Source organism: Pseudomonas sp. AC252 (assembly GCF_979258105.1).
On the sequence record NZ_OZ409837.1, the window covers coordinates 3,609,427 to 3,623,710 of the forward strand.

Consider the following 14,284-nt stretch of genomic DNA (forward strand, 5'->3'; position numbering starts at 1 on the left):
CGTTCCGTTTCACTGACGGTCAGCCAAGCGAGAGAGCCCAATGCCCCAAGCCGCCCAGATCTCTTCTGCCTCCAATATCGTGGGGCAACCCTCGTCCGTAGAGCAGGCAAGTCGTCAGGGACTTGAGCAGGCCTTCCAGCTGTTCAACCAGATGTCGAGTCAGCTGACTGACTCATACAGCCTGCTCGAAGCGCGGGTCACCGAACTCAAGGGTGAACTGGCCGTGGTCAGCGCCCAGCGCATGCAGGAACTGGCGGAAAAAGAGCGCCTGGCCAATCGCTTGCAAAACCTCCTCGACCTGTTGCCCGGCGGCGTCATCGTCATCGACGGCCACGGTCTGGTACGCGAAGCCAACCCGGCCGCCATCGATCTGCTCGGCTCGCCACTCGAAGGCGAACTCTGGCGCCATGTGATTGCACGCTGCTTCGCTCCCCGTGAAGACGACGGTCATGAAATTTCCCTGAAAAATGGTCGACGCCTGTCGATTGCCACCCGCTCGCTGGACGCCGAGCCGGGGCAGTTGGTGCTGCTCAACGACTTGACTGAAACCCGTCATCTGCAAGATCAACTGGCACGGCACGAGCGCTTGTCTTCGCTGGGGCGCATGGTCGCGTCTCTGGCTCATCAGATCCGCACGCCGCTGTCCGCCGCCTTGCTCTACGCCAGTCATTTGACTGAGCAGCAATTGCCGGTGGAAACCCAGCAACGCTTTGCCGGCCGCCTGAAAGAGCGGCTGCACGAACTCGAACATCAAGTGCGCGACATGCTGGTGTTCGCTCGCGGTGAATTGCCGCTGACCGACCGCCTCACCCCTGATGCCTTGATGCAGTCGCTGCAGGCTGCGGCGCTGACCCACGTGCAGGATCTGCCAATCCGCTGGCAGTGCGACAGCCATGCCGGTGAGCTGCTGTGCAACCGCGACACGCTGGTCGGCGCATTGCTGAATCTGATTGAAAACGCCATTCAGGCGAGCGCCGGCGAGGCGCGCCTGAAAGTGCATTGCTACACCAGAGGCAATACGCTGCGTCTGTGTGTCAGCGACAACGGCAGCGGTATTGAGCCGACAGTTTTGGCGCGCCTTGGCGAGCCTTTTTTACTACCAAAGTCACCGGGACCGGCCTTGGCCTGACCGTGGTCAAAGCAGTGGCTCGCGCGCATCAGGGAGAATTGACCCTGCGCTCGCGAGTCGGGCGCGGCACCTGCGCGCAGGTCAGCCTGCCACTGTTTTGCGCTGCACAAGGAGTTGAATAAACGTCATGGGCATCAAGGTGTTGCTGGTCGAGGATGACCGTTCGTTGCGCGAGGCGCTGGCCGATACGCTGCTACTTGCCGGCCACGACTATCACGCCGTCGGCAGCGCCGAAGAAGCACTGACGGCTGTCGCGCAGCAAGCCTTCAGCCTGGTGGTCAGCGACGTCAACATGCCGGGCATGGACGGTCATCAATTGCTCGCCCTGCTGCGCGCGCGCCAACCGCAATTGCCGGTGCTGCTGATGACCGCCCACGGCGCCGTCGAGCGAGCGGTCGATGCCATGCGCCAAGGCGCGGCGGATTATCTGGTCAAGCCGTTCGAACCCAAAGCGCTGCTCGATCTGGTGGCGCGGCATGCGCTGGGCAGTATTGACGCTGGCGAAGCGGAAGGCCCCGTCGCCGTTGAACCGGCGAGTGCGCAACTGCTTGAGCTGGCCGCACGGGTCGCGCGCAGTGACTCGACCGTGTTGATCTCCGGCGAGTCCGGCACCGGTAAAGAAGTGCTGGCGCGCTACATTCACCAGCAATCGCGGCGGGCCAGTCAGCCCTTTATTGCGATCAACTGCGCGGCGATTCCCGACAACATGCTCGAAGCGACGCTGTTCGGTCATGAGAAAGGTTCGTTCACCGGTGCTATCGCCTCGCAGGCCGGCAAGTTCGAGCAGGCGGACGGCGGCACCATTCTGCTCGACGAAATTTCCGAAATGCCGCTGGGCCTGCAAGCCAAGTTGTTACGTGTTCTGCAAGAGCGCGAAGTCGAGCGCGTGGGCGCGCGCAAGCCGATCAGTCTGGATATTCGCGTGGTCGCCACGACCAACCGCGATCTGGCCGGTGAAGTGGCGGCGGGGCGTTTCCGCGAAGACCTGTTTTACCGCTTGTCGGTTTTCCCCTGGCGTGGCGTCCACTTCGCGAGCGCACTGCCGATATCCTGCCGCTGGCGGAAAAGTTGTTGGCCAAACACGTCAATAAAATGAAGCACGCCGCAGCGAAGCTATCGCCCGAAGCGCAAGCCTGCCTGACCGCATATCCGTGGCCGGGCAATGTGCGTGAACTGGACAACGCCATTCAGCGTGCGTTGATTCTGCAGCAGGGCGGTTTGATTCAGCCGCAGGATTTTTGCCTGAGCGGTGCGGTGACATTTGCGCCGTCGCCGGTCGCGGCACCGGTGATCCGCGAGGTGGAAATCGAGGCGGATTCTTCCGGCGCCCTGGGCGATGACCTGCGCCGCCGGGAGTTTCAGATGATCATCGACACCCTGCGCGCCGAGCGTGGCCGGCGCAAGGAAGCGGCCGAAAAACTCGGCATCAGCCCGCGCACCCTGCGCTACAAACTGGCGCAAATGCGCGACGCCGGGATGGACGTCGAAGGCTATCTGTTCGCCACCTGATCGATGCTGCAAAACATTCCAGATGCTTTTCTCAGAAGGGTGCCCATGAGCTGGCACCCTTGTTGCTAATACCTGTGTACCCGCCGAGTGAGTGTCAAAAAATTGCGGGCCGCCCAAGAGAGTAGACCATGAGCCAAGGTATTGAATTTAATCGGTTGATGATGGACATGCAGGCCATGAAAGTGGATGCCATGTCTGCGCGTAAATCGACTGCCGCTGTCCCTGAAATCGCGGGCAGCAGCTTTTCCGACATGCTCGGTCAGGCGATCAATAAAGTCAGCGATACCCAACAGGCGTCGACTCAACTGGCCAACGCGTTCGAGATCGGCAAGAGCGGTGTCGACCTGACTGACGTCATGATTGCGTCGCAAAAAGCCAGCGTGTCGTTCCAGGCTCTGACCCAGGTGCGCAACAAACTGGTCCAGGCTTACCAAGACATCATGCAGATGCCGGTTTAAGGGCGAAATAAGTCATGGCAGAAGCAGTCGCTGATAACGTTCCGGCCAAGGCCACCCCGATCGACGGCAAACCGCCGCTGTTCGGCCTGTCCTTTCTGGAAAACCTTTCCCAGATGACCGTGCTGCGTCAGGTCGGCCTGTTGGTCGGTCTGGCTGCGAGCGTGGCGATTGGCTTTGCCGTGGTGCTGTGGTCGCAGCAGCCGGATTACCGTCCACTGTACGGCAGCCTTGCCGGCATGGACGCCAAACAGGTCATGGAAACTCTGGCCGCCGCTGACATTCCTTACAACGTAGAGCCCAATTCCGGCGCCTTGCTGGTCAAGGCCGACGACCTGTCCCGTGCGCGGATGAAACTCGCTGCCGCTGGTGTCACTCCCAGCGACGGCAACATCGGTTTCGAAATCCTCGACAAGGAACAGGGTCTGGGCACCAGCCAGTTCATGGAAGCGACCCGTTATCGTCGCGGCCTCGAAGGTGAATTGGCGCGCACTATCTCCAGCCTGAACAACGTCAAGGGTGCGCGCGTGCACCTGGCGATTCCGAAGAGTTCGGTGTTCGTCCGTGACGAGCGCAAGCCGAGCGCTTCGGTATTGGTCGAGCTGTACAGCGGGCGTTCGCTGGAGCCGGGTCAGGTGGTGGCGATCATCAACCTGGTGGCGACTTCCGTGCCAGAGTTGAGCAAATCGCAGATCACCGTCGTTGATCAGAAGGGCAATCTGCTCTCCGATCAGGCTGAAAATTCTGAAATGACCATGGCCGGCAAGCAGTTCGATTACAGCCGTCGCATGGAAAGCATGCTCACCCAGCGCGTGCACAACATTCTGCAACCGGTACTGGGCAACGATCGCTACAAGGCTGAAGTCTCCGCCGACATCGATTTCAGTGCCGTCGAATCGACCGCCGAGCAGTTCAACCCGGACCAACCGGCGTTGCGCAGCGAGCAGTCGGTCAACGAACAACGCACCGCGAGCAATGGCCCGCAGGGTGTGCCGGGTGCCCTGAGCAACCAGCCACCGGCGCCGGCCTCGGCGCCGCAGACCACCGGCGGCACCGCCGCACCGGCCGGCATGATCCAGCCGGGCCAGCCACTGGTTGACGCCAACGGCCAGCAGATCATGGACCCGGCCACTGGCCAGCCGATGCTCGCACCGTACCCGGCAGACAAGCGTCAACAATCGACGAAGAACTTCGAACTCGACCGTTCCATCAGCCACACCAAACAGCAGCAGGGCCGTCTCAATCGCCTGTCGGTGTCGGTGGTGGTCGATGATCAGGTCAAGGTCAACCCGGCCAACGGCGAAACCAGCCGCGCGCCGTGGACTGCCGACGAATTGGCGCGCTTCACTCGTCTGGTGCAGGATGCCGTCGGTTTCGATGCCAGTCGTGGCGACAGCGTCAGTGTGATCAACATGCCGTTCTCCGCCGAACGCGGCGAAGTGATTGCCGATATTCCGTTCTACTCCCAGCCTTGGTTCTGGGACATCGTCAAACAAGTGCTGGGTGTGCTGTTCATCCTCGTGCTGGTGTTTGGTGTGCTGCGTCCGGTGCTCAACAACATCACCGGCGGTGGCAAAGGCAAGGAGCTGGCCGGTCTGGGCAGCGACGTGGAACTCGGTGGCATGGGCGGCCTGGACGGCGAACTGGCCAACGACCGCGTGAGCCTCGGTGGTCCGCAGAGCATTCTGTTGCCGAGCCCGAGCGAGGGTTATGACGCGCAGCTGAATGCAATCAAGAGTCTGGTAGCTGAAGACCCGGGTCGCGTGGCTCAGGTCGTAAAAGAGTGGATTAACGCAGATGAGTGATAACCGAGCCGCCGCCGTCAAACTGACCAAGGTCGACAAAGCCGCGATTCTGCTGCTGTCCCTGGGTTCGACCGATGCTGCGCAAGTGCTGCGCCACATGGGCCCCAAAGAGGTTCAGCGCGTCGGCGTGGCCATGGCGCAGATGGGCAACGTCCATCGCGAACAGGTCGAGCAGGTGATGAGTGAGTTCGTCGACATCGTCGGCGATCAGACCAGCCTCGGCGTCGGTTCCGACGACTACGTGCGCAAGATGCTCACCCAGGCCCTGGGCGAAGACAAGGCCAACGGCCTGATCGACCGCATCCTGCTCGGTGGTAACACCAGCGGCCTCGACAGCCTGAAATGGATGGAGCCGCGCGCCGTCGCCGACGTGATCCGCTACGAACACCCGCAGATCCAGGCAATCGTGGTCGCGTACCTCGACCCGGATCAGGCCGGTGAAGTGCTCGGCAACTTCGACCACAAAGTGCGTCTGGACATCATTCTGCGCGTCTCGTCGTTGAACACCGTGCAACCGGCCGCCTTGAAAGAACTCAACCAGATTCTCGAGAAGCAGTTCTCCGGCAACTCGAACGCCTCGCGCACCACCCTGGGTGGCATCAAGCGTGCGGCCGACATCATGAACTTCCTCGACAGCTCGATCGAAGGCCAGCTCATGGACTCGATCCGCGAAGTCGACGAAGACCTGTCCGGTCAGATCGAAGACCTCATGTTCGTGTTCAACAACCTTGCCGACGTCGACGACCGTGGCATCCAGGCGCTGTTGCGCGAAGTGTCTTCGGACGTGCTGGTACTGGCCCTCAAGGGTTCGGACGAAGGCGTCAAGGAAAAGATCTTCAAGAACATGTCCAAGCGTGCTGCCGAACTGTTGCGCGACGACCTCGAGGCCAAAGGCCCGGTGCGCGTCAGCGATGTCGAGACCGCGCAGAAGGAAATCCTCACCATTGCCCGTCGTATGGCCGAAGCCGGCGAGATCGTGCTCGGTGGCAAGGGCGGCGAGGAAATGATCTAAGCCCATGGATAAGCCTGACGAGTCTGTGACGGATCTGATCCGCGCCCGCGATGTTCGTGGTTTCGAATCCTGGGCGCTGCCCAGCTTCGACCCGCCGAAGCCGGAACCCGAGCCTGAGCCGGAACCCGAACCGCCGGAAATGGAAGAAGTGCCGCTGGAAGAAGTCCAGCCACTGACCCTGGAAGAACTCGAAAGCATCCGTCAGGAGGCTTACAACGAGGGCTTCGCCATCGGCGAAAAGGAAGGTTTTCACAGCACCACGCTGAAGGTTCGCCAGGAAGCAGAAGCCGCGCTGGCGGCGAAAATCGCCAGCCTTGAGCTGCTGATGGCCAACCTGTTCGAACCGATCGCCGAGCAAGACACCCAGATTGAAAAGTCGCTGGTCGACCTTGTGCAGCACATCACCAAACAAGTGATCAAGCGCGAACTGGCCATCGATTCGACGCAGATCGAACACGTCATGCGCGATGCCCTCAAGCTGTTGCCGCTGGGCGTGGAAAACGTGCGTCTGTACGTCAATCCGCAGGATTTCGCCCAGGTCAAAGCCCTGCGCGAACGCCACGAAGAAACCTGGCGCATCGTCGAAGACGAATCGCTGCTGCCGGGCGGCTGCCGGGTTGAAACCGAACACAGCCGCATCGACGCCAGTGTCGAATCGCGGGTGACCCAGGTCATGGCCAAACTGTTCGACCAGTTGCACGAGCAGGCCCTGCACCCGGCAGCGCCTGACTTGAGTCTGGATATTCCCGAAGACACCCCAGCGGCTGTCGACTCTGACGAGCCGCGCGCGGACGCCAGCGATGCGCCTTGAACGCACCAGTTTCGCCAAGCGCCTGAGCACTTACGCCGAGGCCACCGAGATTGCCGGCGCGCCGATCCTTGAGGGTCGGCTGTTGCGCATGGTCGGCCTGACCCTCGAAGCCGAAGGCTTGCGCGCCGCCATGGGCACCCGCTGCATGGTGATCAATGACGACAGCTACCATCCGTCCCAGGTGGAAGCGGAAGTCATGGGTTTTTCTGGCAGCAAAGTCTTTCTGATGCCGGTCGGCAGCGTCGCTGGGATTGCCCCGGGCGCCCGCGTGGTGCCGCTGGCTGATACCGGTCGCCTGCCGATGGGCATGAGCATGCTTGGTCGTGTTCTCGACGGCGCCGGCCGCGCGCTGGACGGCAAGGGTGGCATGAAGGCCGAAGACTGGGTGCCGATGGACGGCCCGACGATCAACCCGCTCAACCGTGACCCGATCAGCGTGCCGCTGGACGTCGGCATCCGTTGCATCAACGGTTTGCTGACCGTCGGCCGTGGCCAGCGTCTGGGGCTGTTCGCCGGTACCGGTGTCGGTAAATCGGTGCTGTTGGGCATGATGACCCGCTTCACCGAAGCCGACATCATCGTCGTCGGCCTGATCGGTGAGCGTGGTCGCGAAGTTAAGGAATTCATCGAGCACATCCTCGGTGAAGAAGGCCTCAAGCGTTCGGTGGTGGTTGCCTCGCCAGCGGACGATGCACCGCTGATGCGTATGCGCGCGGCGATGTATTGCACGCGCATCGCCGAGTATTTCCGCGACAAGGGCAAGAACGTTCTGCTGCTGATGGACTCGCTGACCCGTTTCGCCCAGGCGCAGCGGGAAATCGCTCTGGCCATCGGCGAACCGCCGGCGACCAAGGGTTATCCGCCATCGGTGTTCGCCAAACTGCCGAAACTGGTGGAGCGCGCCGGTAACGCGGAGAAGGGCGGTGGTTCGATCACGGCGTTCTACACCGTGCTGTCCGAAGGCGATGACCAGCAGGACCCGATTGCCGACTCGGCGCGGGGCGTGCTCGACGGCCACATCGTGCTGTCGCGGCGCCTGGCCGAGGAAGGCCATTATCCGGCGATCGACATCGAAGCCTCGATCAGCCGGGTCATGCCGGCAGTAGTTTCGCCGGATCACATGCAGCGCGCGCAGTACTTCAAGCAATTGTGGTCACGCTATCAGCAGAGCCGCGATCTGATCAGCGTCGGCGCCTACGTGGCCGGCGGCGATCGCGAGACCGATCTGGCGATTTCCCTGCAACCGCAGCTGGTCAGGTATCAGCGCCAGGGCCTCAACGACAAAATCACCATGGGTGAAAGCCAGGCCTACCTGGAAACCCTGTTCGCCCCAGCGGCGGGCGGGTAACCGGCCATGGCCGTCAGCCGCGCCGCGCGCCTGGCACCCGTGGTAGACATGGCCGAAAAGGCCGAGAAAGCCGCCGTGCAGCGCCTCGCCTACTTTCAGGGCCAGGTCAAAGTTGCCGAAAGCAAACTGGCCGACCTCAATGCCTTTCGTCTGGATTACTCACAGCAATGGATCGTGCGCGGCAGCACCGGCGTGACCGGGCAATGGCTGCTGGGCTTTCAGGGTTTTCTGGCGCAACTCGACACCGCCGTTGATCAACAACGGCAGAGCCTGGTCTGGCACCAGAACAATCTCGACAAGGCCCGTGACGAGTGGCAACAGGCCTTTGCCCGCGTCGAGGGTTTGCGCAAACTGGTGCAGCGCTATCGTGATGAAGCGCAACGCCTGGAAGACAAGCGCGAACAGAAGCTGCTCGATGAACTGTCGCAGCGGTTGCCACGGCGTGATGCCTTCTAAACCTCACCGCCAAACCCCTGTGGGAGCGAGCCTGCTCGCGAAAGCGCCGTGTCAGTCAATCCTGTAGTCAACTGACAGAATGCCTTCGCGAGCAGGCTCGCTCCCACACTTGTTCCACCGTTGCGCCTTGCCCCAACCCTATCCAGCTGCTAAACCTTGTACAGGTTCGTCAATGACAAGGAAGCCAGTCAATGTCAGTTGTTACAGAAGTTTCTCCAGACAAGAAAAAGCTCACGATCGCGGTCAAAGGCCGGTTCGATTTCGGTCGCCATCAGGAATTTCGCGAGTCGTATGAGCGGCTCGACAAGAAACCCGAATCCATCGTGGTCGATCTCAAAGAGGCCACTTACCTCGACAGCTCCGCGCTGGGCATGCTGCTCCTGCTACGTGATCACGCCGGCGGCGACGAGTCGGATATCCGCGTCGTCAACAGCAGTTCCGATGTGAAGAAAATCCTCGCGATTTCCAACTTCGACAAACTCTTCGACATCAGTTGACGCCCATGCAGGCGCAAGAGCCGCTGACCATTCTTATCGCCGAAGACAGCGCCGCCGACCGGTTGCTGTTGTCGACCATCGTCCGCCGTCAGGGCCATCAGGTGCTGACGGCGGCCAATGGTGCCGACGCGGTCGAAACGTTCAAAGAGCAGCAGCCCGATCTGGTGTTGATGGACGCGCTGATGCCGGTGATGGACGGCTTCGAAGCGGCGCGGCAGATCAAGGCGCTGGCGGGTGAAGCGCTGGTGCCGATCATCTTCCTCACCTCGCTGACCGAGAGTGAGGCGCTGGCCCGTTGTCTCGAGGCCGGCGGCGACGACTTTCTGGCGAAGCCATACAACCAGGTGATCCTTGCCGCCAAAATCAAGGCGATGGATCGCTTGCGTCGTCTGCAGGCGACCGTTCTGCAACAGCGCGATCTCATCGCCAGGCACCACGACTATCTGCTCAACGAACAGCGCGTAGCCAAAGCGGTGTTCGACAAGGTCGCCCATTCCGGCTGCCTGAGTGCGCCGAACATCCGCTACCTGCAATCGCCTTACGCGCTGTTCAATGGTGATTTGTTGCTCGCGGCGTACACGCCGGCCGGTGACATGCACGTCATGCTCGGCGATTTCACCGGCCATGGCCTGCCGGCAGCGGTGGGGGCGATGCCGCTGGCCGAAGTGTTCTACGGCATGACCGCCAAGGGCTACGGTCTGACCGAAACCCTGCGCGAGATGAACGCCAAGCTCAAGCGCATCCTGCCGGTGGACATGTTCTGCTGCGCCACGTTGCTCTGTCTGAGTTTCCAGAGCCGTTCGGTGGAGGTGTGGAACGGCGGCATGCCGGATGGTTACCTGCACCGCATGGCCAGCGGCGAGCGTGTGCCTTTGCCGGCGCGGCACTTGCCCTCGGGGATTCTCAGCGCGCAGGCCTTCGATGACCGTACGGATGTGTATCCGATGGCCGTGGATGACCGGGTGTTTCTGCTGTCGGACGGGGTGATCGATACCTGCGACGCCAATGACCAGTTGTTCGGCGTCGAACGCTTGCAGCAGGTCTTTGCTGCCAACCGTGAACCGGATCGGCTGTTCGAGGACATCGAACAGGCGCTGCGCGATTTTCGCGGACAGGCCCGTGATGACGTAAGCATGGTTGAGGTCAGCCTGCTCGAGTCAATGCAGGTCCACGGCGCGGCGCCGGTGTATTCCGACAGCGGCCAGTCGTGCCCGCTGGACTGGTCGGCGAGTTTCGAGTTTCGCGGCGCCACGCTCAGACGCTTCAATCCGTTGCCGTTTCTTTTGCAACTGCTGCTCGAAGTACATGGCCTGCGTCCGCAAAGCGGGGCGTTGTACAGCGTGCTCGCCGAGTTGTATTCCAATGCGCTGGAGCATGGCGTGCTGGGGCTCGACTCCAGTCTCAAGCGCGATGCGACAGGGTTTGCCCAGTACTATGAAATGCGCGCGGCGCGGCTGGAAGCGCTGCAAGACGGTTTCGTGCGGGTGCATCTGCAGGTCCAGCCGCAGGGCGAGGGCGGGCGCCTGGTGATCCGCGTCGAGGACAGCGGCAGAGGTTTTGATGTGGCGCGGATCATGGAGCGGCCGCTGGATAACGTCCGCTTGTCGGGACGCGGTATCAGCCTCATCCGGCAACTGGGGCGCAACGCCAGCTGGTCGGACCAAGGTCGTAGTGCCAGCGTGGAGTTTTTCTGGGAGATTGAGGCATAATCCGCCCATTCTTGATCAAGGAGTGAGCAAGTGACAAACCCACATGTAAATCGCGAAGTCCTCGATACTTTGCGCGAAGTGATGGAGGACGGCTATACGGAATTGCTGGAGACTTTTCTGGCAGATTCGCAAAGCCGCCTGCACGAGTTGCAGGACAGCACCAGCGTCAAAGTGCTTTCCGATGTAGCGCATAGCTTCAAGGGCAGCGCCAGCAACATGGGCGCGGTTCGACTGGCCGAGTTGTGCCAGGACCTGGAGTCGAACGCCAAGGACAAAAGTCCGGAAGCGCTCGCTCAACTGGTGGCCGATATCCATTCCGAATTCGCCGAAGTACGCCCGTTGTACGAAAGCGAAAAGCACCACGCCCACATCCACTGAAGCTGCCGTCCGGCGCTTTTCGCAAGTGTCTGGCCAAACTGGCCCGGCACTTGCAGTCATCTTGCTCAACTGTACCTACGATCCCAGTGCAGCGGAGACCGTGTCATGCCTGCGACCCCCAACATTCTTCTTCAGACCGCCGCTCAGGCCAAGGCGCAAGCCGCCTCTGCCAAATCGTCGGCAATGGCCGCAGACGCCGGGGACAAGGCTTCCAGCTTCGCCAAAGTGTTTGCCGATCAAGCGCCGGCCAAGCCTGCCGTCAGCGCTGACAATTCAGTCAAACCGGCACGCGATAAGGTCGCTGATGGCAGCGCCAAAAAGGATATCGGCAAAGACCAGTCTGCCGCGCCCGAGCCAGCGGTTGCCGATAGCGGCAAAGCGTTGCCTGCCGACAAAGCGGCGGCGAGCGACGACGCGACTGCCACCGTCGATGACACCGCTGAAACCGTACAGACTCCTGTGTCCGATGCCGCGCCTGTAGACCCGGCGCTTGATCCGGCCTTGGCGCAAGTCGTCCAGCCATTGGTGGCAACGCCTGTGGTGCAGGCCCCGGTAGTCGCAACGCCAGCCCAGCCGGAAGTTGAAACGCCTGCCTTGGTCGCCTTGCCGGGCATGGTCAAAGATCCGGCGGCCACCGACAGCGATTTCGATCCTTCAGCTGATCCGCTCGATTCGCTGCCGGCCGTGCGCATGGCGATGGAGCAGGGCGGGCATATTTCTGCCGCCAGCCAGGCGCAACCGAAAGCCACGCCTGCTCAAGCTCAGGCTGACGGCGAATTGACCGCCGCGCAGAACTTCGCTGCCGGTATGGCCAGCATGCTTGACGTGCAGGCCGACAAGGACAGCACCAGTCAGGGCGGCGAAAAAGCCTTCAGCGGGTTGATCGATGATGGTCTGAAGGATTTGAAATCCGCCACCAGCGACACCCGTGTCGATGACTTCGCCAACCGTCTGGCGGCACTGACCCAGGCCGCTACGCCGAAAACCGCGAACGCGCTGCCGGTGAATCAGCCGATCGCCATGCACCAGAGCGGCTGGACCGAAGAAGTGGTCAACCGCGTCATGTACCTGTCCAGCGTCAACCTGAAGGCCGCCGACATTCAGTTGCAGCCGGCGGAGCTGGGGCGTCTGGATATCCGCGTGAACATGGTTCCCGATCAGCAGACCCAGGTCACCTTCATGAGCGCGCACCCGAGCGTGCGCGAAGCGCTCGACAGCCAGATGCATCGCCTGCGCGACATGTTCAACCAGCAGGGCATGGGCCAGGTCGACGTCAATGTCGCCGACCAGAACCGTGGCTGGCAGGGCCACCAAGGACAGGAGCAGGCGCAGCAGGGCCAGAGTGGCCGGACCAGCGCTGCGGGTGGTCGCCTTGATTCGGTGGATGAAGAATTGGCACCGGTTACTGCCGCTGAAGTGGCGGCGCAGACCACCAGCGTCATCGGCACCAGCGCGGTCGATTATTACGCCTGACGCAACGCACTACCCAATGTGGGAGCGAGCCTGCTCGCGAATACGGTGTGACATTCAACCTATATGTTGACTGACACATTGCTTTCGCGAGCAGGCTCGCTCCCACGTTTGTTTATGGCGCCGTTCAAATGACGCGCCGACACTTCTGGCATAACACTTGCTCTTGCCTTGCCGTGCGACTGTGAAACCCCCGATTAGTGACGGATTATTGGCATGGCGAAGAGCGAAGCTGCAGCAGTAAAAGACCCCGCAACCAAAGGCAAACTCAAGCTGATCATCGTGATCGTGCTGGCGTTGCTGGTGGCCATTGGTGCATCCGTCGGGGCGACCTGGTTCTTCATGCACGGCGCGCAGAGCAAGCCTGCCGAGGCTGCTGAAGCAGCGCCGGTCGGCAAGCAGGCGGCGATTTTCGAGCCGATGGCGCCGGCCTTCGTTGCCAACTACAACCAGAACGGCCGTCAGCGCTACATGCAGGTGAGCATCACCATGCTGGCGCGTAATCAGGCCGATCTGGACGCGCTCAAAGTGCACATGCCGGTTATCCGCAACAACCTGGTAATGCTCTTCTCCGGTCAGGATTTCGCCACGCTGGCGACCCCGGTCGGGCAGGAGATGTTGCGCCAGAAGGCCACCGCCAGCGTCCAGGAAGTGGCGCAGAAAGAACTGGGCAAAGTGGTCATCGAACAGTTGCTTTTCACTAATTTCGTACTGCAGTAGGAACACGACATGGCCGTGCAGGATCTGCTGTCCCAGGATGAAATCGATGCGCTGTTGCATGGCGTCGATGATGGTCTGGTACAGACCGATAATGCTGCCGAACCCGGCAGTGTCAAAAGCTACGACCTGACCAGCCAGGATCGCATCGTCCGTGGACGCATGCCGACGCTGGAAATGATCAACGAGCGTTTCGCCCGCTACACCCGCATCAGCATGTTCAACATGCTGCGCCGCTCGGCGGACGTGGCCGTCGGGGGCGTGCAGGTGATGAAGTTCGGCGAATACGTGCACTCGCTGTACGTGCCGACCAGCCTCAACCTGGTCAAGATCAAACCGCTGCGCGGCACCGCGCTGTTCATCCTCGACGCCAAGCTGGTGTTCAAGCTGGTGGACAACTTCTTCGGCGGCGACGGCCGTCACGCCAAGATCGAAGGGCGTGAATTCACCCCGACCGAACTGCGCGTAGTGCGCATGGTGCTCGAGCAGGCTTTCGTCGATCTGAAAGAAGCCTGGCAGGCGATCATGGAAGTCAATTTCGAGTACATCAACTCGGAAGTGAACCCGGCCATGGCCAACATCGTCGGCCCGAGCGAAGCGATTGTGGTCTCCACCTTCCATATCGAACTCGATGGCGGTGGCGGCGACCTGCACGTGACCATGCCGTACTCGATGATCGAGCCGGTGCGCGAGATGCTCGACGCCGGTTTCCAGTCCGACCTCGACGATCAGGACGAGCGCTGGGTCAACGCGCTGCGCCAGGACGTGCTCGATGTCGATGTGCCGATCGGTGCCACCGTGGCCCGCCGCCAGTTGAAGCTGCGCGACATCCTGCACATGCAACCGGGCGATGTGATCCCGGTCGAGATGCCGGAAGACATGATCATGCGCGCCAACGGCGTGCCGGCCTTCAAGGTCAAGATGGGCTCGCACAAAGGCAACCTCGCGTTGCAAGTGATCGAGCCGATCGAGCGTCGCTGAGGCGGCG

The 14,284-nt window shown here is 61.5% G+C and carries 12 protein-coding genes and 2 pseudogenes; all 14 read left to right on the forward strand.

Annotation, left to right across the window (positions count from 1 at the left end):
- The first annotated feature begins 40 nt into the window (after positions 1–40).
- The 14 genes and pseudogenes from ACZZZ4_RS16445 to fliM all read left to right on the forward strand — a co-directional run bounded on the left by ACZZZ4_RS16445 (position 41) and on the right by fliM (position 14,277).
- Positions 41–1,251 (forward strand): annotated as a pseudogene (locus tag ACZZZ4_RS16445) (sensor histidine kinase).
- A gap of 5 nt (positions 1,252–1,256) precedes the next feature.
- Positions 1,257–2,638: pseudogene (locus ACZZZ4_RS16450) on the forward strand (sigma-54-dependent transcriptional regulator).
- 128 nt (positions 2,639–2,766) lie between these two features.
- Complete coding sequence (gene fliE / locus ACZZZ4_RS16455) at positions 2,767–3,096, forward strand: flagellar hook-basal body complex protein FliE (RefSeq protein ID WP_016771081.1); 330 nt, start codon at positions 2,767–2,769, stop codon at positions 3,094–3,096.
- A 14-nt stretch (positions 3,097–3,110) separates the two neighbouring features.
- On the forward strand, positions 3,111–4,898 hold the full coding sequence (gene fliF, locus ACZZZ4_RS16460) for a flagellar basal-body MS-ring/collar protein FliF (protein WP_463548241.1): 1,788 nt from the start codon (positions 3,111–3,113) through the stop codon (positions 4,896–4,898).
- On the forward strand, positions 4,891–5,910 hold the full coding sequence (fliG, locus tag ACZZZ4_RS16465) for a flagellar motor switch protein FliG (RefSeq protein WP_039761172.1): 1,020 nt from the start codon (positions 4,891–4,893) through the stop codon (positions 5,908–5,910). Before fliF ends, fliG begins: the two co-directional genes overlap by 8 nt.
- Before the next feature lie 4 nt (positions 5,911–5,914).
- Complete coding sequence (gene fliH, locus ACZZZ4_RS16470) at positions 5,915–6,721, forward strand: flagellar assembly protein FliH (RefSeq protein ID WP_129999027.1); 807 nt, start codon at positions 5,915–5,917, stop codon at positions 6,719–6,721.
- Complete coding sequence (gene fliI / locus ACZZZ4_RS16475; protein ID WP_039761176.1) at positions 6,711–8,069, forward strand: flagellar protein export ATPase FliI; 1,359 nt, start codon at positions 6,711–6,713, stop codon at positions 8,067–8,069. The genes fliH and fliI overlap by 11 nt, the downstream gene beginning before the upstream one ends.
- Before the next feature lie 6 nt (positions 8,070–8,075).
- Positions 8,076–8,525 (forward strand): flagellar export protein FliJ, encoded by a 450-nt coding sequence (fliJ, locus tag ACZZZ4_RS16480; protein ID WP_039761178.1) that lies wholly within the window; start codon positions 8,076–8,078, stop codon positions 8,523–8,525.
- Positions 8,526–8,716: 191 nt separating this feature from the next.
- Positions 8,717–9,022: an STAS domain-containing protein gene (locus ACZZZ4_RS16485; protein WP_039761180.1), complete on the forward strand. Its 306-nt coding sequence runs from the start codon at positions 8,717–8,719 to the stop codon at positions 9,020–9,022.
- Positions 9,023–9,027: 5 nt separating this feature from the next.
- Positions 9,028–10,731, forward strand: a complete 1,704-nt coding sequence (locus ACZZZ4_RS16490) for an ATP-binding SpoIIE family protein phosphatase (RefSeq protein WP_463548242.1) — start codon at positions 9,028–9,030, stop codon at positions 10,729–10,731.
- A 30-nt stretch (positions 10,732–10,761) separates the two neighbouring features.
- Entirely contained in the window at positions 10,762–11,109 is a 348-nt protein-coding gene (locus ACZZZ4_RS16495) for an Hpt domain-containing protein (RefSeq protein ID WP_415763320.1), read from the forward strand.
- A gap of 105 nt (positions 11,110–11,214) precedes the next feature.
- Positions 11,215–12,582, forward strand: coding sequence for a flagellar hook-length control protein FliK (locus tag ACZZZ4_RS16500; protein ID WP_463548243.1), 1,368 nt, complete (start codon positions 11,215–11,217; stop codon positions 12,580–12,582).
- Positions 12,583–12,795: 213 nt separating this feature from the next.
- Positions 12,796–13,299 (forward strand): flagellar basal body-associated protein FliL, encoded by a 504-nt coding sequence (fliL, locus tag ACZZZ4_RS16505; protein WP_016771071.1) that lies wholly within the window; start codon positions 12,796–12,798, stop codon positions 13,297–13,299.
- A gap of 9 nt (positions 13,300–13,308) precedes the next feature.
- On the forward strand, positions 13,309–14,277 hold the full coding sequence (fliM, locus tag ACZZZ4_RS16510; protein ID WP_003222890.1) for a flagellar motor switch protein FliM: 969 nt from the start codon (positions 13,309–13,311) through the stop codon (positions 14,275–14,277).
- Positions 14,278–14,284 lie beyond the last annotated feature (7 nt).

Coding starts and splice junctions, on each gene's coding strand:
- fliL (WP_016771071.1), top strand. CDS start 12,796: ATGGCGAAGAGCGAAGCTGCAGCAGTAAAAGACCCCGCAACCAAAGGC.
- fliG (WP_039761172.1), top strand. CDS start 4,891: ATGAGTGATAACCGAGCCGCCGCCGTCAAACTGACCAAGGTCGACAAA.
- fliM (WP_003222890.1), top strand. CDS start 13,309: ATGGCCGTGCAGGATCTGCTGTCCCAGGATGAAATCGATGCGCTGTTG.
- fliH (WP_129999027.1), top strand. CDS start 5,915: ATGGATAAGCCTGACGAGTCTGTGACGGATCTGATCCGCGCCCGCGAT.
- fliF (WP_463548241.1), top strand. CDS start 3,111: ATGGCAGAAGCAGTCGCTGATAACGTTCCGGCCAAGGCCACCCCGATC.
- ACZZZ4_RS16485 (WP_039761180.1), top strand. CDS start 8,717: ATGTCAGTTGTTACAGAAGTTTCTCCAGACAAGAAAAAGCTCACGATC.
- fliJ (WP_039761178.1), top strand. CDS start 8,076: ATGGCCGTCAGCCGCGCCGCGCGCCTGGCACCCGTGGTAGACATGGCC.
- fliE (WP_016771081.1), top strand. CDS start 2,767: ATGAGCCAAGGTATTGAATTTAATCGGTTGATGATGGACATGCAGGCC.
- fliI (WP_039761176.1), top strand. CDS start 6,711: ATGCGCCTTGAACGCACCAGTTTCGCCAAGCGCCTGAGCACTTACGCC.
- ACZZZ4_RS16490 (WP_463548242.1), top strand. CDS start 9,028: ATGCAGGCGCAAGAGCCGCTGACCATTCTTATCGCCGAAGACAGCGCC.
- ACZZZ4_RS16500 (WP_463548243.1), top strand. CDS start 11,215: ATGCCTGCGACCCCCAACATTCTTCTTCAGACCGCCGCTCAGGCCAAG.